A 21879-nucleotide genomic window follows, 5' to 3' on the forward strand; every position below is an offset into this window, starting at 1 on the left:
GCTTATTTGTATTATTATTAACTTCTAAAAAACAACTGCTTATGAAACAAAAGAAAATGCTTGCACTCACTCTTTCACAACTGGAACAACTCTATCGAAACGAACTCCCGGAACTGGTTGATATTGCCACTAACAGTAGCAATGCAGAGACTTTTAAAGCCAGTCTATCGGAGTATATTAGCGGACATCCGCAAGCAGAAAGTGAGGCTGGTAAGCAAATTCGACTCCTGATTGAATTTGACGGGCAAGACGTATACGAGCTCTCCACCGAAAAGCAACTGCCTATATCAACTTTATCAATGCTCTATTCTTTCCTGACCAGACAATGGGAAGAGGAGACAGAAACGGATTTGTATATTGACCTGTTCCAACAATTCAAACGCCTCCAACAATCTACAGCTGCCCTACCCTCGGGACAAAAAATTAAAGCGCTGACCGAAAGATGGGCCACAGGATTGGATGAGGATGTATTACTGATTCGTAACAAAAACAAAGAGCGTATGCTACATATTCTAGTCGAAAAGATTGAGCATCGCAAAAACCCCGCATCCCGCTTCTATTTTAAAGAAGGACTTAGCTACGAAGAAAAGCTAAATCTTGTCCGCGAATGGTGGGAAGACTTTCGTTTTCACCTTGCAATGGCTGTAAAGAGTCCTACGGAATTAAACCGTCTGCTCGGGAACTCTCTTTCTGCCGAAACCATGTATCTGCTCACAAAAGCTCGTAAAAAAGGAATGCCATTCTTCGCTACTCCCTATTATCTGTCATTGTTGAATTGTACCGGCAACGGATATGATGATGAAGCTTTGCGTAGCTACATCCTTTACTCCCCCCAACTGGTTGATACCTACGGGCAAATCCGTGCCTGGGAACGCGAAGATGTGGTTGAAGAAGGTAAGCCCAATGCTGCCGGTTGGTTACTGCCTGATGGGCATAACATCCACCGCCGCTATCCGGAAGTAGCCATCCTCATTCCCGATACCATGGGGCGTGCTTGTGGTGGACTATGTGCATCTTGCCAACGCATGTACGATTTCCAAAGCAAACGGCTTAATTTTGAATTTGAAGAGCTACGTCCCAAAGAGTCTTGGGAAAAGAAACTACGCCGTTTAATGACATACTTTGAAGAAGATACTCAACTCCGTGATATTCTCATCACAGGTGGCGATGCTTTGATGAGTCAAAACAAAACTTTACGTAATATTCTGGATGCCGTTTACCGAATGGCAGTACGTAAACGAAAAGCAAACTTGGAACGTCCTGAAGGTGAAAAGTATGCAGAACTACAACGAATACGCCTGGGTTCTCGTCTGCCCGCTTATCTACCCATGCGTATCAACGACGAATTAATAGAAATTTTGCAAGAGTTTAAGGAAAAAGCATCCACTATAGGTATTCGTCAGTTCATCATCCAAACTCATTTCCAGACACCACTTGAAGTAACTCCTGAAGCAGCAGAGGGAATACGCAAACTACTGTCAGCAGGCTGGCTCATTGATAACCAGCTGGTATATAATGTTGCAGCATCCCGACGCGGACATACTACCCGATTACGGCAAGTACTCAATCAGTTGGGTGTAGTTGGTTACTACACTTTCTCCGTAAAGGGATTCGAAGAGAATAATGCAGTATTCGCTCCGAACAGCCGTTCCGTACAAGAACAGTTGGAAGAAAAGCGTTTCGGAAAGCTATCTAAAGAAGATGCACACAATCTGTCTGTATTGTTACAAACAGCCTCTGACCCAGCTGCCTGCATCCGCCGTTTCTTGAAGACGAATCATTTACCATTCCTTGCTACCGACCGAAATGTATTAAATCTGCCTGCAATAGGTAAAAGCATGACCTTCAATATGGTAGGAATCACTAATGATGGCAAACGAATCTTGCGTTTCGACCATGACGGCACTCGACGTCACAGTCCCATCATTGACAGGTTAGGACAAGTGTATATCGTTGAAAACAAGTCTATCGCCTCTTACCTACGCCAATTACAAGCCATGGGTGAAGATGCGGAAGAATATGCTACTATCTGGAATTACACAGAAGGTAAAACCGAATCCCGGTTCAGCCTCTATGAATATCCCGATTTTCCGTTCAAGATGACTGAAAGAATGAGTAATCTGGAAATTGCCGAATAGCATATCCGAAATTATCCGTACTTTTGCAGATATAAAATGAATTAGTAAAGTATGGAAATAGAACAACATCCTTTAGAACCTTTCCTCCCCAGTAATGCTTGTCTGCTAATGTTGGGGAGTTTCCCTCCACAAAAGAAACGGTGGTCTATGGAATTTTATTATCCCAACTGGAACAACGATATGTGGAGGATCGTCGGGTTCTTATTTTTCAATGATAAGGACCACTTTGTAGATAAAGCAAAGAAAACTTTCCGCAAAGAGTCACTTATCAGTTTCTTGCAAGAGAAAGGTATTGCCATATTCGATACAGCTTCTTCTATACATCGTTTGCAGGACAATGCTTCGGATAAATTTCTGGAAGTAGTGCAGCCTACGGATATTCCTGCATTACTCCATCAAATACCGCAATGCAAAGCTATTGTTACTACAGGTGAGAAAGCAACCGATACTCTCTGCGCACAATTCTCGATAGAAAAGCCCAAAGTTGGTGATTTTACGGAATTTCTTTTCGAAAATCATCCGATGCGCCTATACCGGATGCCCTCTTCTTCAAGAGCCTATCCACTTGCTTTAGAAAAAAAAGCAGCAGCGTATCGTATTATGTATCAGGACTTACAAATGTTGTAAGCAACTTTCTATAGAAATAAATTTGCTGATTACTTGTATATTTGAAAGTTTGCATTACCTTTGCAGCCGCAAACACGGGAGTAGCTCAGTTGGTAGAGCACCGGTCTCCAAAACCGGGTGTCGGGAGTTCGAGCCTCTCCTCCCGTGCTAAATAAAACAGCTGTAAATAAATTATCTACAGCTGTTTTTCTTTTATAATTCAGATATTACAGTTCCACCTATTACACAAGTAGCTATAAACTTTACCGGATGTCTATCAATTTATGGGTTTGCAGGCTGAGTCGCCATCGGGGATGCTGCATCACACATGCCACTGTTTCACTAATATTGCTACAAGAGCACGGTTGCAGAAAGTAATGTTCGACAGCAAACTGTTCTTCATATACCGCTAAATCCTGTCCTTCATATATCACTTTCACTTCATTGATGCGAGTTATTTCTACTTTTGCTCCTTGCTTTGGGGAACAAGTCACCCAGTCTATATTTTCAGGCAACAGACGTGTGCCGTTGGTCTCAATGCAAACATATTTACCAGCCTGATGCAGAATATCCACAAAATTACGATCAATCCAAAGCGAAGGTTCTCCACCGGTCAATATTACTGTAGCAGCAGGATATTTCTTCACCTCTGCCAGTATTTCATCGTCAGACATCCATGTACCCTCTTCATGCTGTGTATCACAAAAAGAACACTTTAAATTACAACCGGAGAAACGGATAAATATAGCGGGAGTACCAGTGTGAAAGCCTTCCCCCTGCAAACTATAAAAGATCTCGTTAATCTTTCTCATATACAGCAAAATTTGATTCAGACTCCTGCACCTCTACTTTAAAACAGGTCGGAATTTGGTCGCAAATCCAACGGGCTATATTTTCGGCTGTAGGATTAAAAGAAAGCACCTCATTCAGGTTGCGATGATCCAATTGTTCTTTCACAACTTGTTTGATGTGGCTGAAATCAACCACCATCCCATCGGCATTGAGCTCTAGAGAACGGCAATAAACGGTGATAATCCAATTGTGACCATGTAGATTTTCACACTTGCTACGATAGGAAAGGTTCAGACTATGGGCTGCCGACACTTCCATTCGTTTAATGACTGTGTACATACTGTTAATACGCTAATTAATACTATTATATAAGTTACCACATCTAATGTCACCTCGATGCAGCCGCAAAAATACAAAAATCTTAGAATTTATCTATCTCATCTCCGACAGTTATTGGAATACACAAAGAGAATTTCCCACTTGTCGCTCAGCACTACCACAAGGAGTATTTGCAATACCTTTATTCGGTAAAGCGGCACTCCACAAGGTAGAAGACCCTCCTCCATCAAGATTTAAGGCATCTTTACCACCCAGTACTCGAATCATGTGGGTAAGTTCGGGTATATTAACACCTTCCGATTTTCCCTTTAAACGTCCATCCACAACTATAAGCAGTATTTTCTTATCTTTAGTAAGTGCCACAGCACTTCGAGGATGTTTAGTATTTACAAAACCTTGGTTACAAGCAGACAAGTCACGTACTTTTCCATTCAGCAGCATCAAAGGACCTGATGCTAGAACAGTACCTTTTTTCAGTGTACACAACTTTTCGTCTTGTTTACTCCAGGGAATAAGCCGGAGCTTTCCTTTTCGAATAAATACAGCACCATTTGAAACAGTTGCCAAAGTCCCTATCGAGGTCGTATCTATCACCGCACCATCTCTACGCAGATAGCAAACAGAGTTACCCAACTCCATATTAAAATAAGAACCATTGATAGCTGCCACAGCGCCTGCATGGCAAGCGGCCATACTTGTCTCTTCTTTAGGGTTATGTATAAGTACATCAAAATTATTCTGTTTGGGGGATATCTCGAAAATGGAAACTTCCTGAGGTACTCCATATAAAGATGCAAATACTGCTTTCCGGTAGAGAATGCCTTTTTGCAAAGTTTTCACCTGCCAATCGGCAGAAACAAGAGCAAGAGAGTCTGACGCAGTTTGCGCCAAAACAGTAAATAGGCTACTACAAAAGAGCAGCATTAAAATTACTTTCTTTCTCATAAAACTAGATTAGATAGACCGCAGAACATCTGCCGCCCGACTTTCATGCCACAAACATAACCATTTTTAATAAGTTATGAGTTATAAGCTAAAGAAAAATAGAAGCATACCCTTCATAAAAGTTCATAACTACATACTTGGATGGGCATATCGAGATTATGCAATACTTTTTCGAGTTGAATGCCTTCACGGTTATCGTACTCATAACCGAAAGTCGCACGAATGCCTTGCAGAATGAACTGCGTGGCACGGTCCAACGCAATGGGCAGACTATCGCCCTGCAATAAAGCTCCTGTTATTACACTGGTAAAGGTATCTCCCGTACCGGGATAATGGGCAGGCAGGTATGGACAGGTCACTTTCCAGTAACGGTCACCATTCCGGTTATAGGCATATACAGAAGTTTTGTGTTTATCTCCCAGCACCGGTACACTGGTGATAATCACTACCTCGGGACCACAATCGGAAAGCTGACTTAGATAAAATTTCAGTTCCTCATCCGTATTCTGTTCTTTATAAGGGGTATCCAGCAGGTAGAATAGTTCCGTCAGATTAGGCGTGATAACATCTGCTTTCGTGATAAGATGCTTCATTTCACGAATCATAGAATCGTTGAAATTAGCATACAGTCGCCCGTTATCTCCTAGTACAGGATCTACGACAACTAAACCGTCCGGTTGACGAAAGTCATCTATAAAATCAGAAACAATGTGTATCTGGCGGGGAGAACCCAGATAACCTGTATAAAAAGCATCAAAAGTTACTCCCAGTTTCTTCCATTCTGAAATAATCTTCGGCATTTCGTCCGTCAGATCAAGAAAAGAGAACTCAGGATATTGGGTATGGCTGGACAATACAGCCGTCGGTAACGGACATACTTGGAAGCCCATAGATGAGAGAATGGGAATGACTACCGTCAGAGATACCCGTCCTACCCCCGAAAGGTCGTGAACGGCAACAACTTTCTTTACTTTATTCGCATACATATTATCAATCTTATTTTTCTTACATTTGCGGCATGAAAACGATTTGTATCATTATAGGCACTATTTCCCTGGCACTCGGCATCATCGGCATTTTCGTACCTTTGCTGCCTACTACTCCTTTTCTGCTACTCACGGCAGCGCTCTATTTCAGAGGTTCGCCCCGATTATATCAATGGCTGTTAAACCATAAATACTTCGGTCCTTATATCCGTAACTTCCGTGAAAACAAAGCCATCCCGTTGCGTGCAAAGATAATCTCCCTGACGTTGATGTGGGGAACCATGCTTTACTGCATCTTCTGCTTGATTCCGTTGATTTGGGTCAAGGTGTTAATGTTCCTTATAGCAGCAGGGGTCACTTATCACATTCTTTCATTCAAGACTTTGAAGTAACAGCAGTCTGCTTTCATGCAAAAATAACCCCTAAAACCTTCTTTATGTTCTTGCTCGCAGTAAGAAAGTTCGAAAAATCGCTTTCATCAAAGAATAACTGCACCACCTGTTTTCTCAAAGAACTCACTAAGTCCTTTTCGTGCATCCGCCAGTTTGTCCCCGAGATGTTCCATCGCATTTTGTCCGATAATGTTCGTTACACACTTTACGGAGATAAACGGTACATTCTTGGCACGACATACCAGCGCCTGCGCGTATGCTTCCATATCTACCACATCGCCTTCAACATCCGATAACTCAGTCAAGAAAGTATCACCCGTATTACATACACCTTCGCCTTGCCAATGCAGACAATACCCTTTTTGTGCCAGCAAATCCGATGAATCTATTTTAAATTCCACCCCAAAAGGCACCAACTTTTGCATATCCCTGTCAATGAAATGACGGCATACAAAGATATCTCCAATTTGATGGCGAACGGTTCCCACCGTACCTACATTAATAACTAAATCGGGTTGACCGTGGTTAATTGCTTCCGAAACATAAAAGGCAGACTTCACTTTTCCTATTCCAGTGCGGAGATAACCAATTTGTACTTCATCCTCCCCTATCAGTCCGGGAAATTTCAATTCCGTAAATTCATTTTGTACGGCGTAAGTGACTAAAATTCTCATACACTTATATTGCTATTTAATAATGTAACTCTTCAATGCCTCTACGTACTCTTCGAAAGCATCGATCCCTTTCGGTGTGATCTTGCAAATAGTACATGGCATTTTTCCTTTAAATGTCTTTGTCACCTCCACATAGCCGGCTGTACTTAGCTTATCAATCTGCACACTAAGATTTCCTGCCGTAGCTCCGGTCTGCTGACGAATATAGACAAAGTCCGCTTCCTCAACACTGATAAGCAACGACATTACCGCAAGCCGCAGTTCGGAGTGGAGCAAAGGGTTCAGTTCTTTAAACATATCAACTCTTTTTCTTCTTTATACTAACCAACAACGCGTATAGAGACATCCCCACTAAAGGTAAATGATAAAGTCCCAAATAAAATCCTGCATCGCTAGCGAAATTCCCCATATTGTAACAACCGATAATGAATCCTACAACTGCCGTTACCCGCAACAAAGTTACATCAATATCTCGTTTGCTCAATATAAGCAGGGTAAGAAAAATCGGTGTCATCGGACAAAATGCCAAGGCGGAACCTCCGGTAAAAAGATGTATCACATTCCAGTCCGGAGTTGCTCCTTGTGTCATATCCATAGGCCACCACAAGCAAAAGAATGCCACAGGAATAGTCCAGCCCGTCTTCCAATTCAGATTACTGAAAGTAAAATGACAATTTCCAAGCAATGCTCCCCTGAACCATAAGAAAGCAACCAACATCATCATCAATACATTAATAGTAACGATGCTAAAACCATACTTTTCCGTTAAAGCTACATTCTGTATAATAGTATATAGCGTGAAGCAACAGCCGGCATAGAACATAAACCAACGGGACACCTTCTCCTTTCGAACCACAAGCAGCAATAGCATACCAATTGCCAATATTTGGAAAATCCAGGCATACGGATACATCTTTTGTATAAGAGCACTTGACAATGTGCCGATAATTATGCCTCCAATATTTTCCCATTGAAACCCCTTCGTTGCAATTGGGGGTAAAATGATTTGCATAACAATTATCAATGCAATAAATTTCCATGATAGCAGAAATTTATCCAACGTATTATTGATTGTTTTCATATGGTTCCTCACTTTCTGTTTGCAATCTCTTTTCGCGCCTTATAATTCAGAATATGTCCCGGAATAATCATTGCAAGAACAACAGCTAATGCAAATTCCAGCAAAATCAAGTGTGAAGGGACTTTATCCCAAACAGCAAACATCATATCCAATCCTAATATTGCTGCAAAACTAGGAAAACCGGAAAATACTGTATACCGAATAATACATCCCGTAAAAATACTACCTAAAGACATAAGAACAACACAAAACGGCAGAATCAAAGCAAAAGATTTAGTAAAAGTGGCACCAATAACGACCACCATACACAAGAATCCCAATATTTGCCACATTTCGCTCAGTACTTTATCACCATACATCTTTACCGGTTTCTTCTGTTTATGCAATAAGATAAGAGTCAATGGATAACCAATTACTGGGATTCCCCAAAAGCCCCACATCCATTCCGGATTCTTCATAAAATAAACTCCTGCCCACGTAACCAATGTTACCACCACAGCCACATAACCCCACACCAAAAACATATTTCCGCTACCAGTATCCAACCTCTGTCGCGTATTCTGTATCATTTGAGCGATAAGTTCCAAACTCTCTTTCTCATTCATTTTCTTGTCTTCCATAATCATAGAATTTTTAGTTTTCTTTTGCCACTCTGTTCAGATAGTGTCCCGGTATAATCATCATAAAGATGAAAGCAAACGCAAAAATCAGAATCTGTTCGAATTTATCCACATAAAGACATCCCAATGACGACAATGCTCCCAATGTTCCGCCTATTGTCACCACCTTCATGTTCACAATCAACCCTGTCAAAGCCGTACCCATTCCCATCATAAGCAATATGATAAAAAGGATGGGCAAACTCCAATAGAATATGGAAGTACACGAAATCAGAAATCCGCTTAACCCAAACACCGTCCATACGTATCCCAATATCCGGTCGATATAGGACTTCGCCATTTTCTGATTCTTCCTCTGACTCCACAAAGTAGCTGGAAAGGCTACAGCAGGCAGCAGGAACCACAAGAATTGCCAATTATAATTGCCGGTCTCCGTCAGAAGCAGCCAAACCAGTAAAGTTAGCCCCACAGTCATATACCCCCATACAAGAAAAGGCACTCCCGCATTTCTTGCCATCCGGAACTTGGTGTTCTGTATCATCTGAGTGATGAGTTCCAGACTTTCTTTCTCATTCATTTTCTTATTATCCATGTTATATCTGTTATTAATCAAAATCAAATACGTTCAGTATTAGTAAAAGCATCAATACCCAATCTCCCACAAACATATAAACAAGCCATGTTTCCATTTCCAACCTTATTAAATTAAACAAATCAAAAGAAACAGCAAAAGTAGTAAGCAGCCTACCAAAGACAACAACAGTTCTTTCGTTACCGCATATTGTTTACTTGCCAGCCTTTTTCCGAACAAGAATACCTCACCGAATGCCAGTACCACCAACCAAGCGTAGCCATAGAAAGTAGTAACATGCCATACATCCTTTGACTTCATGCATACCGCAAAGAAAAAATAATCTGAAATCAGAGAGATTCCAACAGCAACCAAGGATATATTCAGAGCCTTCTTCATCAAATTTTCATCGCCGTTTCTACAAGCCAAACAGGTGTATATGCCCACTCCCCAAAAAAGAGGATTTACCGTAAGCATCATCACAATACCCAACCGCGGACTATGGCTCCAAGGAACCCACAACACTACATTCGAAAGCCAATACAGACATACAATCATCAATGCCGTAACAGTCCACCAAAGCCGGTTCCTGCCTTGCACCATTGGGGCAACAGACCCCAAGTATTCTTTTGAATTCCAACTCTTCTCTTTCATAATCACACTTTACTTAAAGTTATACATACATATAAAAAATCACTCTTTGGGTTCGAACTGCGCTGCAAATATAAGTAGTTTATTTTATAAACCAAATTATCTTATAAATTATTTTATGATTCCAATGAATTACAACTTCTGCTTACTCAAAACTATTTCTCACCCTGCGAACAATAAATGATAACGCTACTAAGAACTAACATCAAGCTTACTAAGAATTATTCATTCGACATCCGTTATCTATTCATTCGACAAATGTCGAATGAATAGATAACGGATGTCGAATGAATAAACAATAATAGTCGAACGATTAATTCTTAGTAAGCCTGATATTAGTTTCTTTCAGTAAAAAGAATAAGGTATCGCATGAAAGGAAATAGTTCTCAGGCAAACCTTTTTCAGCACCTCTTGCCCAATGATACAGACACATTTAATGCTATTTCTACGCTTTTACAACATTTTCTTCCGAAAAGTTTTTGTAATATCCAAGTAAATCGTATTTTTGTGTACAATTTTGGTGTAGTAATGACAGACGAAGAAAAGAAGCTATTAAGTACCTTTGAAGCTAGACTGCGGCATTTAATCTATCTGCATGATGAATTAAAGCTCGAAAATGCTGAACTAAAGCAACTTCTCGAAGCCAAAGAAGAGGAATGCGAGAAGATACAAGCCGATTATAAAGAGCTGGAACTTAACTACACGAACCTAAAAACAGCTACGACAATCAGCCTTAACGGCAGTGACGTAAAAGAGACGAAACTGCGATTGTCTAAATTAGTGCGTGAAGTCGATAAATGCATCGCTTTGTTGAATGAATAAAGATGTATGAACGATAAAATAAAGATAAACCTGCAAATGGCAGGAGCCTCCTACCCTCTCACAATCAACCGTGAGGACGAGGAAATGGTAAGAGAAGCCGCCAAACAGGTAGATATCAGGCTCAATGCGTATAGGGAACATTATCAAAATGTGTCTCCGGAGAGAATTATAGCCATGGTAGCTTATCAATTCTCTTTAGAGAACCTTCAAATAAAGGATCGTAATGATACCGAACCTTATACCTATAAGATAAAAGAACTGACAGAAGTCTTGGAAAACTATTTTAAAGAAAAATAAGTGATCCATCTTCTACTCAGTAAACGAGAGAGATAATTCGCGCACTGTACAAAAGTCCGGTCTTTACAAGATCAGACTTTTATGCAGTGCTTTTTTTTATTTATATACTTAAACAAATTAATAGAATGACAGTAGTTACAATAGTAGTATCCATTGCCTGCTTCATCGTCGGAGGATTTGCTTCGTATATGTTCTTCAAGCACGGTTTGAAGTCCAAGTACGACGGTATTCTGAAAGATGCTGAATCCGAGGCAGAAGTGATTAAAAAGAATAAGTTGCTGGAAGTGAAGGAGAAATTCCTGAATAAGAAAGCAGACTTAGAGAAAGAAGTTGCGATCCGCAATCAGAAGATACAGCAAGCGGAAAACAAGTTGAAACAGCGCGAATTGGTGTTGAACCAACGTCAGGACGAAATTCAACGCAAGAAGATGGAAGCCGAAGCTGTAAAGGAAAATCTGGAAGCCCAGCTTGTAATCGTAGATAGAAAGAAAGAAGAACTGGACCACATGCAACGCCAGGAAGTTGAGAAACTGGAAGCTATCTCCGGCCTTTCTGCCGAAGAAGCAAAAGAGCGCATGGTAGAAACCCTGAAAGAAGAAGCTAAGACTCAAGCTCAGTCTTTCATCAACGATATTATGGACGATGCCAAACTGACTGCAAGTAAAGAAGCCAAGCGCATTGTGATACAGTCTATTCAACGTGTGGCCACTGAAACGGCTATCGAGAACTCAGTTACTGTATTCCATATCGAGTCAGACGAAATCAAAGGACGTATTATCGGTCGTGAAGGTCGTAACATCCGTGCCCTCGAAGCTGCCACCGGTGTGGAAATCGTTGTAGACGATACTCCGGAAGCTATCGTACTCTCAGCTTTCGACCCGGTTCGCCGTGAAGTTGCCCGCTTGGCATTGCACCAATTGGTAACAGACGGTCGTATCCACCCGGCACGTATCGAAGAGGTAGTTGCCAAAGTACGCAAGCAAGTTGAAGAAGAAATTATTGAAACCGGTAAACGTACTACCATCGACTTGGGTATCCACGGTCTGCATCCCGAACTGATCCGTATCATCGGTAAGATGAAATACCGTTCTTCATACGGTCAGAACTTATTGCAACATGCCCGTGAAACTGCCAACCTCTGTGCAGTGATGGCATCGGAACTCGGATTGAATCCAAAGAAAGCAAAACGTGCAGGTTTGCTGCATGATATTGGTAAAGTGCCCGATGAAGAACCAGAATTGCCACACGCACTCTATGGTATGAAGTTGGCTGAGAAGTTCAAAGAAAAACCGGATATTTGCAACGCTATCGGTGCTCACCACGATGAAGTGGAAATGACCAGTTTGCTGGCACCTATCGTACAGGTATGTGATGCCATCTCAGGTGCACGTCCGGGCGCACGCCGTGAAATTGTAGAAGCTTACATCAAACGTTTGAACGACCTCGAACAACTGGCAATGTCTTATCCTGGCGTAACGAAGACATACGCTATCCAGGCAGGACGCGAATTGCGTGTTATCGTAGGTGCTGACAAGATAGACGATAAGGCAACCGAAAACCTCTCCGGTGAAATTGCGAAGAAGATACAGGATGAGATGACTTATCCGGGACAGGTTAAGATTACCGTGATCCGTGAAACTCGTGCAGTGAGCTACGCTAAGTAAAATAACAGAAAATTAAATGAATAGAAGGGCGAATTTATATTCGCCCTTTTCTTATTTTTGCAGAAACACTCTATTATGAAAGAATACTTATTCGAAGTCTGTGCCAACTCTGTAGAGAGCTGCCTGGCAGCACAAGCAGGAGGTGCCAACCGTGTAGAATTATGCGCAAGTATCCCCGAAGGTGGCACCACTCCGTCGTATGGCGACATGATAATAGCACGCGAAATGCTGAAAGAAACCCGACTACACGTCATTATCCGCCCACGCGGAGGCGACTTTCTCTACTCCCCGCTCGAACAGCGCATTATGTTGAAAGACATTGAGATTGCCCGCCAACTGGGTGCCGACGGTGTAGTATTCGGCTGTCTGACGGCTGAAGGCGACATTGACCTGCTACTGATGCAGCAGCTAATGGAAGCCTCGCAAGGCATGTCCGTTACCTTCCACCGTGCATTCGATGTGTGCCGTGATCCACGCAAGGCATTGGAAGAGATTATCAACCTGGGCTGTCACCGTATCCTCACTTCCGGACAACAACCCACAGCCGAGCAAGGCATTCCGTTGCTGAAAGAACTCCAGGCACAAGCTGCCGGACGCATCATTCTGCTGGCAGGTTGCGGAGTAAACGAAAAGAACATCGCACAAATATCCGCAGAGACCGGTATCAACGAGTTCCACTTTTCGGCTAGGGAGAATGTGGCCAGCGGTATGAAATTCCGCAACGAAGCAGTATCCATGGAAGGCACGGTGCAGATCGAAGAATATTCGCACCCGGTCACCACGCAGAATAGGGTAAAAAAGACGATTGAAGTTTTGCAACCTATCAGCCATTTATAAATCAGCAACTTATGAGCAAGAGAATTAACCTATCAATCATCAGTCTTCTCATCAGCCTTACAGCCATTTCACAAATCAATCTGCGATTTGTAGATGCCGCCGAAGCCCGCAAACTGCTGCAAATAGAAGATGCTACCACTCATCAATGGAGTCGGTTCGATTACGAGTCACGTCTGGGACGCAACGGTGCTACCAAACAGGAACTTATAGAGTTTATTACCGAACAAGCATTAGACTGGACCGATGAAGATAAACAGAAGTTGCAAGAAGCCGCCTCGGAACTGAATGCTCTCATCAGCGAACAGCAACTCAACCTTCCGCTACCCAAAGAAGTAAAGATCTTGAAAACTACGCTGAAAGAAGAAGGAGGCGCCGGCGGATACACCCGGAAGGATTATATCGTGTTGGAAAGCAATATAGCCAACTATCGTTCCGTGACCATGAAACATCTGCTAGCCCACGAGCTTTTCCATATTCTGACCCGCAACCACCCTGCTTTTCGCGAGAAATTATACCAATGCATCGGCTTCAAAATTTCTCCCAAAGAGTTTGAATATCCGACCGACCTCATGGACCTACGTATCACTAATCCTGACGTAAACCGCTTCGATAGCTACGCCACCTTCTCCATCAAGGGCGAGAAAAGGGATTGCGGCATGGTGATTTATGCTTCATCTCCTTATAAAGGAGGGGTATTCTTCAACTACCTCACACTGAAGTTGGTGCCCATCAAAGACGGAAAAGCCGAACAGAAAGACGGAAAGACCGTGACCTACTCCATCGAAGAAGCAGAAGACTTTTTTGAAAAGATAGGGAAGAATACGGGATATATCATTGACCCGGAAGAGGCATTGGCCGACAACTTTGCAGACATACTCGTCAATAGAACAGAGGTACCCAACCCGGAAGTTCAAGAAAGAATACGGAAAGCCTTGAAGTAAAAAACAAACGGGGAGCAAATAAACAGTCATTTGCTCCCCGTCGAAATAAAAAGAGATACCTATTAAAGCCCATTAATTGTTTTCATCAACTGCTCACCCAAGCCGATAGTGTAACCTTGTGAAATAAATACCACACGGTTAAAGGTATCGGCAATGATAAAGATGGGCAATGTCTCTTTATGCTTCAGCTTCATTGCTTCGGCTATTTGATTGGAAATACCGTCCGTATCTATACCATAAACAATCGTTGAAGGCAATCCAGGGAAATCTTCGGGACGGAACTTCTTGGATTGTGCCTCATCCGGGAACAGCAATACCATCTTTCTTCCCCATTTTTCCATATCTGACTTCAATGCTGCAATATCGCGTAAAGCATGATTGGTAGGCTCTTGATTAGCTCCCAAAATGCCCACTACAAAATAGCCGCGGCCACAGATCTGTAGCAAAGTTTGCTTATCCAACAATGCGGTTTCTTTTCCTACACCTTGCAGCAGAGTGAACTGCGATTCGGAATTGAAGTTGCCAATCACCTGCACTTCATCCTTGCTCTCACGCATTATCAGGTCTATATTGGTTGTTTTCCCCGGCTCTATATGGAAAGATACTGCTTTAGAAAGCACTGCACCACTTGCCAGACGAGTACCTGTAACCAACATATAATCTCCGGCATATAGCATGGTACCCTCTTTTAGCAAATTACTCCAAGTAGTACCCTCCTCATCATAAGCCAGTAAATGCAAATTGCCTTGTGGTGTAATTTGAGAAATGGAGAAGTGAGAATAATATTTCGGGTCGTCTAGTGTCTTAGTCGGTGTATATTTAGCAATGAGTTTGCCTTTCTGAACATTAGTTTGCGTAGCTTCCTCAAAGTTCACATCTATAAGTTTCTCATTACCTATTAATTGCACTTTACCGGTCACCTCATCAATACGGGCGGGAATACCCAGACTGCGCGCCATGGCAACAAAGAAAATATCACGACTATGAGCATCCGCCCTGCGTGCCTTCCATACACCTTCCGGAGAAATAGGGGCTCCACCTAAATTACAGTCTCTATCCAACCGGATATTCTCCTTTACCCATGCTACGAGCTTCATCGGATCTACAATATATGCCTCAGTCTCTTCTTTCGGAACTACCTTACCGAAGAAGGCCTTATAAGGAGTCAGCATTTCATTACTTATACGTGGATTACGCACATATTTACGAAAATATTCGGCATTCGTATTTGCATTCAGACGGGATAACATGTGATCTAGCAATACGCCCAAGCTAACATCACGAAGATCCTTTGCCGAGATCTGCTGCAAAAGGTCTATTCCTCCTTTTTTTGATTTCTCAGAGCGCAAACGCGCCATAAAATTGCGAATGACTCCATGATTTCCACGAGAAGCTACCAGAATCTTAGCAACGGCATCTTCGTTCAGTTTATAGTCTCTCGCAAAATTACGTGCCGACTCTTCTGACATGAATGTACCTATGTATGCATTACGTATCGAATCTTCCTGTGCCAAGCGCTGATCGTTTCGGGCACGTTGTTCAGGAGTAACATTGGGGAGATTCGCACTTTCTACAGGGGGTACCATATCGAAGTCCACAGAATAGTCATCACCAGCTTTTTTGTCCAGTTTCACAGTCAGTTCATTGTCTTTACCAAAAGATAGTTTGGCAAAACCAAACTTTCCATCTTTAGATGCCCATACCAGCATATCGCCTTTTCCGGCAGTCAGGCTACAGATACCGGAAGTATCAGTCTGCATTTTAGCAACCGTATAAAATTCAGCATAATTGTAAAGTTTAAACTCTACATGGGCATCGGCAACCGGCTTTCCTTGTTCATCTTTTACTATTACAGAGGCCCGGGCAGCAGGTGCATAATTTTCTATTACATTGATTTCCGTATAATTAGGAGTCACAGACATTACTTCTTCCGCACCTTCATATCGACCGAAGACCTTGGTGTGCATCAACATTCCCCGACTGGCAGGTGCATTGAACCATCCTAAGTTTAACACAGGTTCCGGTTCACAAGCTCCAAAAAAATACCATTTTCCATCCGCCCAAGCTTCCACCCACGCATGATTATCATCGGTATGAGCCCAACGGGGTGTATATACTTGCCTTGCCGGGATACCTACCGAACGAAGTGCAGCAACCAACAAAGTAGATTCTTCACCACATCTTCCGTAAGCCGTACGCACCGTTGCCATAGGTGAACTGGTACGGGAATCGGAAGGCATATAAACAGCTTTCTCGTGACACCAATGGTTTACTTCAAGAATTGCATCATAAAGAGAGAGCGATTTTACACGATCCTTCAACTCCTCGTAAAATACAACTCGTGCGCTATCCAGCTGTTCATTGTTCACTCGCTCCGGAAGTACAAAATGCCGAAATACTTCTTCGGGTATTTTACTTCCCCAAGGCATTTCAGCCGCCGCCCGCTGCGAAGCCCGTATATTCATTAAATGAAACTCCCCGGAATAATCGGTAATATCAGTCAAAGGCATATAGGCATACAAAAACTCCAATGCCTCTCGTTCATACGAAGTTAGTTCCGTATTGAATATAGCAAATAAATCACCATTTGGCATCAATGCCTTTTTCTGCTGGAAATCTTGCTCTACGCGTTCGCGATAAGAAGCATCTGTCATGAAATGGGATTCACCGCAAGCGGTCAGTAAAAACAGTAAAATGGTTCCTAAAAGTAATACAAATTGTTTCATAATGTCGTCTATCTAAGGTACAGACTACAAAATTAAAGATTTTTTTAAGAATCTATTTCAAATGTATCACCAAAGTCATGTCTTCAGTAAAAGAAAAGCAGCATTTGTCGAAAGAAGGTGCTCCCATTACACCTTCGGCATCATTACTAAAGCCGAATTTCTCTGTGGGAATACCGAAAGCCCCAGTGTCCAGTTTTCCATTTCCATTCTCATCCTGATAGAGAGAAATAGCGTATGTACCGGCAGGCAATCCCTTACAAGGTATAGAAAGTACTTTGTCCTTTACGTCGACCCGGAAACCTGCCAATGGCTTCTTCATAAATGTCTCTTGAGAGTTGTAGATGGCTACGTAGAGATAACCTTCCGTTTTCTCTATATCACGCACTTCAATAGTTAAGTTCTGTGCAAACAGCAGCTGAGCTACACCTTGCAATACAAATACTAAAAAGATAATCATTGCTTTCATTTTCGTTGAGTTTAAAAAGTTAATATTAAGGGTATTCTCCATCCCCTTCAGGGGTACGAGGGGTTAGAAATTAGATACATCGTAAGCAGCCTTCTTACCAAGGGTGATATATACTCCTATGTAGAAGAAATGGTCGCTGGACGCCAATATGGCTTTATTGTCTACCTTCCCGAATTCATTCTTCCGGCACAAGATATTGGTTGCGGAAGCATGGATAATCACCTTCTTGTTAACCAAATAAGTTAGTCCCAAATCCAAACTGTTATAGGGTTTCACCTCATCGTTCATCAAGCCTGGTAAAGTAGGGTTATGGTAAGGACGACCACTACTGAAACGATTGGTTACACCGATAATGGTATGTAAACTCGGTAAAGAGTATTTTACTACCAAGGCTGCATTATGTCGGGTAGCATACTGAGGTGTGGTCACTTCGGTATACTCTTGGTATTTACGTTTGGATATATTATAGGTATAAGAAAGCTGGTATTCCAGATTTTTAAGCAAAGCCTGGTCACGGAAGAAAAGATCGATACCCTTGCTATGTCCATATCCATTAGATGTCAAGAAGATAGCTTCAGGGGAAGCATTTACTTCAGTCAATGCCAAGCGATCATAATTTTTATAATAGAATTCGGCTTTGTAAAAGCGTCCACCGTTACCATACTGGATACCCAGATTATATTGCAAACACTCTTCAGACTTCAAATCAGGCTGGCGAACCAAATATTCATTCTCCGGTAATTGTGTATAGCACCCTATGGTTCCTGAAAACATGACATCTCCCCAATGATAGTTCAATGCTAACCGTGGAGAGAAATTCACTTTTCGGTTTAGTGAAGTATACTCCGTACGAAAAGAAAGTTCGGCTTTAAGTTGTTCTACAGGATAATAAGTAGCCGAGAAGAATCCTGCACTAACCGTGGGCGACATACTATTACTATCATCAATTTCGGAAAGCAGATAATGATTCTTATAAGAACGGATATAGCTCTCCAATCCCATATCCAAGCGAAAAGTCGATGACAAACGTTTAAAAACTTTAGTTTTCAGATGCAATTCTTGTTGACGCTCCAACCAATCGTCACTTGTCATAACAGCACCATTTATCTTCTGCTCATTGAACGAATAGGCTGCACCCGCAAACCAATTCCATCCACCCGACATGCGACGGCGGAAAGTTGCATTGATATAAACATTATCCTCGCCCAATCCAAATAATCTACGTTCTTCTCCTTCGTATGTAGAAAGGTCGGTACGGTCATACTGGGCATAAATCTTCAAAGCAGTAGCCTCATCAGGAGTATACCGGAACTGAGCGGCCCCTGAAAACATCCGATAGGGTTTTGAGAACTTTTTACGACCGGAATAAATCTTATCATATAATCCCAAGTTCTGATAGTTCAAATCCACCGACAAAGAGCCTTTATCAAAAACGTGTGTACCTCCGCCTCCTACCCCGACAACCGAAGCATTCACTCCCACTTTATTAACCCGGCTATAATCTTTTGTCTCCAAAGGCAGTACGGCAGAGAGCGCTTCTCCATATTCTTGTGAAGCACCACCGGAAGCAAGGTTCACCCCGCTAAACATAAAAGTGGAATAACGGCTTCGAGCCGGTGTATTGATACCATTTGAAGTATAAGGATTCAATACATGCATACCATCTATATAGGTTTGTGTCTCACTGCTACTGCCGCCGCGTACCAGCAGTTCGCCGGTTTCACCTTGCACCTGCGTACCGGGCAATGTTTGCAATGCTTTGTATAAATCACCGTTGGCACCGCCCACCGTAACCAGTTCTACCGGATGCATATCACTCCAACGACTATTAGCAGCAGGAGTTTTACGTCCTTTCACTACGACTTCCTCCAATCCGACACTATCGATATTGAATTTAAGTTGTATCGTATCTGTTATCGCCTTTTGTGCTATGGATGGATGCACAAAGAATAAAATACTTAAAGCTAAAAGGATAATTTTCCGTTTCATATCTCTATGTTTATTTTCGATTACCAACATGCAATTTGCTTTCGCTGTTGCAAACATAGAGGAAGATTTCAGAGCAAAAAAATATCCGGGACAGACAGCCCGGATATGTGACTAATGGCAATCATCCTGTGATGAATGACGTATTTCTGTGACGAATGACTAGCTTGCTACCTCATTCTCTATCAACATTTTCACCTCTTTGGCGTATGCTCTTGAAACAGGAACTTCTTCTTCACATCCTTCCAATCGTAAGCGATATCCTTGTGAGTTTCCTTCTACTTTTACTACCTTTCGGACATTCACCAGAAAAGCACGGTGACAACGAATTACATAAGAGTAACTGGCTATCGTTTCTTCCGCCTGCTTCATCGTAACTCGCAATAATTTCTGAACTGCCTTTCCATCTTTAATAGAATAGCAAGTCACCTTCACATAATTTCCTTCAGCTTCGGCATAAAGAAAATTATCAGCATTTACTTCTAGCACTTCTTTTGTTCCTCCTGAAAAGATTAAAACTTTCGGGCAATCTCCTTTTTCTTCTGTAGATGATTTTTTATCTTCGGATACTATCTTCCTTGAAAGATAGAAATTCATCTCCGTCGCCTCTTTCAGGTTACGGGCTAAAAGCAAATTCCGATTCCACATCAAAAAGATAGTGGTAGGAAAAGGAGCTAATATGGCAACCCATAACATACAAACCAAAAACAAATACCAACTTGGTTCCAGACCATATAGCCAAGAAGTATATAGCCAATTACCCACTGCTATCAACACACAATTCATTAATATATTAAGTAATTGTTTGCCTAAGGTCCACCTTTGTTCCTTATAATAATTCGGAAAAAAAGCAGGCAATACATAAACAAAGACTCCCAATGCCATACCGGTAACTACTCCATACCCTAATAAAATAAAAAGCTTGTGTGCGTTATGCATTTGAGCAATACCAAATGGTTGCAGCAAATAAATAATCAGAAAAACGATCACCGAGGGTATTAATACCGTCTTCCATCGTTGACAAAGTGCAGGATAAGGACTATGCAAAAGTTCTGTCAGTTTATTCATTCCGTTATATGTATTATATAGTAGGGTATTGCAAAGATATGTAATATATTTGTAATATAGAGATTACAAAATTACGTATTTTCAATAAAAGCGCAATGAATTATGCATCTTTTTATGCTATAAAACATATTTCTCGAAAACATTTCATATCTTTGCAGCGTTGATAAGAGAAAACAATAAATGATGTATAATCGCTTTCCGAAACGCGGAAGGCACAAAAAGAAGATGATTATGAAAAAGAATGAAAATGAAATTATGATGTTACAGTACCGTATCAAACGCTATCAAGCAATGGGAAACGGAACTATGTGCCAGACTTTGAATGGCAAACTGCAAAAACTGCTTGCAAAGCAGTCACATATTACCATGTAAACAACACCTTTAAATAAAATGAATGAGGGCGGAAGACTGAAAAGTCTCCCGCCCTTTTCTTTATATTCATTCTCCTATCTTCTGACATTGCGGGCAATAATAAACCGATCCTCCCAAATATGCTTCTTTCACAACCATTCCTCCACAACAGGGACAAGGATTCTTCCATGTTTTGGCAGAAAGAATCGTTTTATATCCACCATAATTGCCATAAAGGTCGGGTTGTGTATCACGACCACCTTCAAAAACCATATCCATTAAAGTGTCTTTCAAAGAACGGAACAGAATTTCTTTTTGGGCATCCGACAGTTTCAGTACTTTCTGCTTCGGATGAATGCTAGCATTGAACAGAATATCTTGAGTTACTCCATTGCCTACTCCCGGAATACGTTGCTCAGTAGCAAGCAGGGCTTTGGCGGTCAGGGTATTTTTAGCTTCGGCAAAGAGCTTGTCGAATTGCTCTTCCGTATAGTCTCCACTCAGAGGGGAGATACTATCACGACTTATTTTATAATACTTATTATCAATAACATCATTTAGATAAACATTGATAAAGCCATACATAGCAACTGTAAAAACAAGAAACGATTCATCAGCGAAAGTAAGCAATAGTTGATAGTTAGCAGGAATTTTATCATCTGGTTTATAATAGCGCACAATAACTCCGTCACCAATATTCATCGTCACATTATCCGAAAGATTAAAGTCGACAAACATTCCAAATCCTTTAGATGACAAGATAGTCTTACCAACTAATAACTTGCCATACTGCAACGGATCACTATTATAAAACGTAAACTTATGTGGCTTGGTAGCATTGAACACTTGTGTAATCGTCTTGCCAGCCAAAACATGATTAATTTGCTTACTCAGCGTGAGAACTTCGGGTAACTCCAACATATTAT

At 41.7% G+C, this 21879-nt stretch carries 24 protein-coding genes and 1 tRNA gene; 10 read left to right on the top strand and 15 right to left on the bottom strand.

Annotated features, from left to right (window positions below; all coding sequences use genetic code 11):
* The first annotated feature begins 41 nt into the window (after nt 1–41).
* The 3 genes from Q1W14_RS17835 (at nt 42) to Q1W14_RS17845 (ending at nt 2912) form a co-directional block, all read left to right on the top strand.
* Nucleotides 42–2138 (top strand): KamA family protein, encoded by a 2097-nt coding sequence (locus tag Q1W14_RS17835; protein ID WP_300703857.1) that lies wholly within the window; start codon nt 42–44, stop codon nt 2136–2138.
* A gap of 51 nt (nt 2139–2189) precedes the next feature.
* Nucleotides 2190–2765 (top strand): uracil-DNA glycosylase family protein, encoded by a 576-nt coding sequence (locus tag Q1W14_RS17840; RefSeq protein ID WP_300703860.1) that lies wholly within the window; start codon nt 2190–2192, stop codon nt 2763–2765.
* Nucleotides 2766–2839: 74 nt separating this feature from the next.
* Nucleotides 2840–2912: transfer RNA gene (locus Q1W14_RS17845), tRNA-Trp, on the top strand.
* Nucleotides 2913–3007: 95 nt separating this feature from the next.
* On the opposite strand, the gene Q1W14_RS17850 is transcribed toward Q1W14_RS17845, so the two are convergent.
* The 4 genes from Q1W14_RS17850 to Q1W14_RS17865 form a co-directional block, all read right to left on the bottom strand.
* On the bottom strand, nt 3008–3556 hold the full coding sequence (locus Q1W14_RS17850; protein WP_300703862.1) for a radical SAM protein: 549 nt from the start codon (nt 3554–3556) through the stop codon (nt 3008–3010).
* Nucleotides 3543–3875 carry a 6-carboxytetrahydropterin synthase QueD gene (gene queD, locus Q1W14_RS17855; RefSeq protein WP_300703865.1) on the bottom strand — a complete coding sequence of 111 codons (333 nt, stop codon included), beginning with the start codon at nt 3873–3875 and terminating at the stop codon, nt 3543–3545. The genes Q1W14_RS17850 and queD overlap by 14 nt, the downstream gene beginning before the upstream one ends.
* Nucleotides 3876–3986: 111 nt before the next feature.
* Nucleotides 3987–4820 (bottom strand): phosphodiester glycosidase family protein, encoded by an 834-nt coding sequence (locus tag Q1W14_RS17860; protein ID WP_300703867.1) that lies wholly within the window; start codon nt 4818–4820, stop codon nt 3987–3989.
* Nucleotides 4821–4933: 113 nt separating this feature from the next.
* Entirely contained in the window at nt 4934–5806 is an 873-nt protein-coding gene (locus Q1W14_RS17865; RefSeq protein WP_300703870.1) for a pyridoxamine kinase, read from the bottom strand.
* Between the two features lie 32 nt (nt 5807–5838).
* Between Q1W14_RS17865 and Q1W14_RS17870 the strand changes: the two genes are divergently transcribed.
* Nucleotides 5839–6198, top strand: a complete 360-nt coding sequence (locus tag Q1W14_RS17870) for a YbaN family protein (RefSeq protein ID WP_300703872.1) — start codon at nt 5839–5841, stop codon at nt 6196–6198.
* Nucleotides 6199–6284: 86 nt separating this feature from the next.
* Here Q1W14_RS17870 and Q1W14_RS17875 read toward each other — a convergent pair whose 3' ends face one another.
* The 6 genes from Q1W14_RS17875 to Q1W14_RS17900 form a co-directional block, all read right to left on the bottom strand.
* The gene (locus Q1W14_RS17875) at nt 6285–6872 is read right to left on the bottom strand and encodes a nucleosidase (RefSeq protein WP_300703875.1); all 588 of its coding nucleotides are present in this window, start codon (nt 6870–6872) and stop codon (nt 6285–6287) included.
* A 12-nt stretch (nt 6873–6884) separates the two neighbouring features.
* Complete coding sequence (locus Q1W14_RS17880; protein WP_013547169.1) at nt 6885–7169, bottom strand: transcriptional regulator; 285 nt, start codon at nt 7167–7169, stop codon at nt 6885–6887.
* Nucleotide 7170: 1 nt separating this feature from the next.
* Nucleotides 7171–7953 carry a hypothetical protein gene (locus Q1W14_RS17885; protein WP_300703881.1) on the bottom strand — a complete coding sequence of 261 codons (783 nt, stop codon included), beginning with the start codon at nt 7951–7953 and terminating at the stop codon, nt 7171–7173.
* An 8-nt stretch (nt 7954–7961) separates the two neighbouring features.
* The gene (locus tag Q1W14_RS17890) at nt 7962–8573 is read right to left on the bottom strand and encodes a hypothetical protein (RefSeq protein WP_300703883.1); all 612 of its coding nucleotides are present in this window, start codon (nt 8571–8573) and stop codon (nt 7962–7964) included.
* A gap of 13 nt (nt 8574–8586) precedes the next feature.
* A complete protein-coding gene (locus Q1W14_RS17895; protein WP_300703885.1) occupies nt 8587–9165 on the bottom strand; it encodes a hypothetical protein in 579 nt (192 codons plus the stop codon).
* Nucleotides 9166–9273: 108 nt separating this feature from the next.
* Nucleotides 9274–9798, bottom strand: a complete 525-nt coding sequence (locus Q1W14_RS17900; protein ID WP_300703888.1) for a hypothetical protein — start codon at nt 9796–9798, stop codon at nt 9274–9276.
* A gap of 525 nt (nt 9799–10323) precedes the next feature.
* On the opposite strand from Q1W14_RS17900, the gene Q1W14_RS17905 reads away from it, so the two are divergent.
* The 5 genes from Q1W14_RS17905 (at nt 10324) to Q1W14_RS17925 (ending at nt 14356) form a co-directional block, all read left to right on the top strand.
* Nucleotides 10324–10617 carry a hypothetical protein gene (locus Q1W14_RS17905; protein ID WP_300704031.1) on the top strand — a complete coding sequence of 98 codons (294 nt, stop codon included), beginning with the start codon at nt 10324–10326 and terminating at the stop codon, nt 10615–10617.
* 6 nt (nt 10618–10623) lie between these two features.
* Nucleotides 10624–10914, top strand: a complete 291-nt coding sequence (locus Q1W14_RS17910) for a cell division protein ZapA (RefSeq protein ID WP_300703890.1) — start codon at nt 10624–10626, stop codon at nt 10912–10914.
* 125 nt (nt 10915–11039) lie between these two features.
* Nucleotides 11040–12578, top strand: a complete 1539-nt coding sequence (rny, locus tag Q1W14_RS17915) for a ribonuclease Y (RefSeq protein WP_300703893.1) — start codon at nt 11040–11042, stop codon at nt 12576–12578.
* 75 nt (nt 12579–12653) lie between these two features.
* The gene (locus tag Q1W14_RS17920; RefSeq protein WP_300703895.1) at nt 12654–13415 is read left to right on the top strand and encodes a copper homeostasis protein CutC; all 762 of its coding nucleotides are present in this window, start codon (nt 12654–12656) and stop codon (nt 13413–13415) included.
* A gap of 11 nt (nt 13416–13426) precedes the next feature.
* Nucleotides 13427–14356 (top strand): hypothetical protein, encoded by a 930-nt coding sequence (locus tag Q1W14_RS17925; RefSeq protein ID WP_300703897.1) that lies wholly within the window; start codon nt 13427–13429, stop codon nt 14354–14356.
* Between the two features lie 62 nt (nt 14357–14418).
* Here the strand turns inward: Q1W14_RS17925 and Q1W14_RS17930 are convergent, their stop codons facing one another.
* The 4 genes from Q1W14_RS17930 to Q1W14_RS17945 form a co-directional block, all read right to left on the bottom strand.
* Nucleotides 14419–17082 carry a transglutaminase domain-containing protein gene (locus tag Q1W14_RS17930; RefSeq protein WP_300703899.1) on the bottom strand — a complete coding sequence of 888 codons (2664 nt, stop codon included), beginning with the start codon at nt 17080–17082 and terminating at the stop codon, nt 14419–14421.
* 52 nt (nt 17083–17134) lie between these two features.
* Nucleotides 17135–17548, bottom strand: a complete 414-nt coding sequence (locus tag Q1W14_RS17935; protein ID WP_300703901.1) for a DUF2141 domain-containing protein — start codon at nt 17546–17548, stop codon at nt 17135–17137.
* Nucleotides 17549–17611: 63 nt separating this feature from the next.
* Nucleotides 17612–19537 carry a TonB-dependent siderophore receptor gene (locus tag Q1W14_RS17940; protein ID WP_300703903.1) on the bottom strand — a complete coding sequence of 642 codons (1926 nt, stop codon included), beginning with the start codon at nt 19535–19537 and terminating at the stop codon, nt 17612–17614.
* A 159-nt stretch (nt 19538–19696) separates the two neighbouring features.
* The gene (locus Q1W14_RS17945) at nt 19697–20602 is read right to left on the bottom strand and encodes a LytTR family DNA-binding domain-containing protein (protein ID WP_300703905.1); all 906 of its coding nucleotides are present in this window, start codon (nt 20600–20602) and stop codon (nt 19697–19699) included.
* Nucleotides 20603–20833: 231 nt separating this feature from the next.
* Between Q1W14_RS17945 and Q1W14_RS17950 the strand changes: the two genes are divergently transcribed.
* Nucleotides 20834–20974 (top strand): hypothetical protein, encoded by a 141-nt coding sequence (locus Q1W14_RS17950; protein WP_300703908.1) that lies wholly within the window; start codon nt 20834–20836, stop codon nt 20972–20974.
* 66 nt (nt 20975–21040) lie between these two features.
* Here Q1W14_RS17950 and Q1W14_RS17955 read toward each other — a convergent pair whose 3' ends face one another.
* Nucleotides 21041–21874 (bottom strand): endonuclease VIII, encoded by an 834-nt coding sequence (locus Q1W14_RS17955; RefSeq protein WP_300703909.1) that lies wholly within the window; start codon nt 21872–21874, stop codon nt 21041–21043.
* Nucleotides 21875–21879 lie beyond the last annotated feature (5 nt).

This window comes from Bacteroides sp., assembly GCF_030151085.1.
Taxonomy (GTDB): Bacteria; Bacteroidota; Bacteroidia; order Bacteroidales; family Bacteroidaceae; genus Bacteroides.

Bases quoted from the DNA above. Each gene is read 5' to 3' on its own strand.
- Q1W14_RS17920 (WP_300703895.1), top strand. From the start codon at position 12,654: ATGAAAGAATACTTATTCGAAGTCTGTGCCAACTCTGTAGAGAGCTGC.
- Q1W14_RS17945 (WP_300703905.1), bottom strand. From the start codon at position 20,602: ATGAATAAACTGACAGAACTTTTGCATAGTCCTTATCCTGCACTTTGT.
- Q1W14_RS17895 (WP_300703885.1), bottom strand. From the start codon at position 9,165: ATGGATAATAAGAAAATGAATGAGAAAGAAAGTCTGGAACTCATCACT.
- rny (WP_300703893.1), top strand. From the start codon at position 11,040: ATGACAGTAGTTACAATAGTAGTATCCATTGCCTGCTTCATCGTCGGA.
- Q1W14_RS17955 (WP_300703909.1), bottom strand. From the start codon at position 21,874: ATGTTGGAGTTACCCGAAGTTCTCACGCTGAGTAAGCAAATTAATCAT.
- Q1W14_RS17905 (WP_300704031.1), top strand. From the start codon at position 10,324: ATGACAGACGAAGAAAAGAAGCTATTAAGTACCTTTGAAGCTAGACTG.
- Q1W14_RS17840 (WP_300703860.1), top strand. From the start codon at position 2,190: ATGGAAATAGAACAACATCCTTTAGAACCTTTCCTCCCCAGTAATGCT.
- Q1W14_RS17935 (WP_300703901.1), bottom strand. From the start codon at position 17,548: ATGAAAGCAATGATTATCTTTTTAGTATTTGTATTGCAAGGTGTAGCT.
- Q1W14_RS17930 (WP_300703899.1), bottom strand. From the start codon at position 17,082: ATGAAACAATTTGTATTACTTTTAGGAACCATTTTACTGTTTTTACTG.
- Q1W14_RS17870 (WP_300703872.1), top strand. From the start codon at position 5,839: ATGAAAACGATTTGTATCATTATAGGCACTATTTCCCTGGCACTCGGC.
- Q1W14_RS17940 (WP_300703903.1), bottom strand. From the start codon at position 19,537: ATGAAACGGAAAATTATCCTTTTAGCTTTAAGTATTTTATTCTTTGTG.
- Q1W14_RS17890 (WP_300703883.1), bottom strand. From the start codon at position 8,573: ATGGAAGACAAGAAAATGAATGAGAAAGAGAGTTTGGAACTTATCGCT.
- Q1W14_RS17880 (WP_013547169.1), bottom strand. From the start codon at position 7,169: ATGTTTAAAGAACTGAACCCTTTGCTCCACTCCGAACTGCGGCTTGCG.
- Q1W14_RS17875 (WP_300703875.1), bottom strand. From the start codon at position 6,872: ATGAGAATTTTAGTCACTTACGCCGTACAAAATGAATTTACGGAATTG.
- Q1W14_RS17900 (WP_300703888.1), bottom strand. From the start codon at position 9,798: ATGAAAGAGAAGAGTTGGAATTCAAAAGAATACTTGGGGTCTGTTGCC.
- queD (WP_300703865.1), bottom strand. From the start codon at position 3,875: ATGTACACAGTCATTAAACGAATGGAAGTGTCGGCAGCCCATAGTCTG.
- Q1W14_RS17860 (WP_300703867.1), bottom strand. From the start codon at position 4,820: ATGAGAAAGAAAGTAATTTTAATGCTGCTCTTTTGTAGTAGCCTATTT.
- Q1W14_RS17885 (WP_300703881.1), bottom strand. From the start codon at position 7,953: ATGAAAACAATCAATAATACGTTGGATAAATTTCTGCTATCATGGAAA.
- Q1W14_RS17910 (WP_300703890.1), top strand. From the start codon at position 10,624: ATGAACGATAAAATAAAGATAAACCTGCAAATGGCAGGAGCCTCCTAC.
- Q1W14_RS17835 (WP_300703857.1), top strand. From the start codon at position 42: ATGAAACAAAAGAAAATGCTTGCACTCACTCTTTCACAACTGGAACAA.
- Q1W14_RS17865 (WP_300703870.1), bottom strand. From the start codon at position 5,806: ATGTATGCGAATAAAGTAAAGAAAGTTGTTGCCGTTCACGACCTTTCG.
- Q1W14_RS17925 (WP_300703897.1), top strand. From the start codon at position 13,427: ATGAGCAAGAGAATTAACCTATCAATCATCAGTCTTCTCATCAGCCTT.
- Q1W14_RS17950 (WP_300703908.1), top strand. From the start codon at position 20,834: ATGAAAAAGAATGAAAATGAAATTATGATGTTACAGTACCGTATCAAA.
- Q1W14_RS17850 (WP_300703862.1), bottom strand. From the start codon at position 3,556: ATGAGAAAGATTAACGAGATCTTTTATAGTTTGCAGGGGGAAGGCTTT.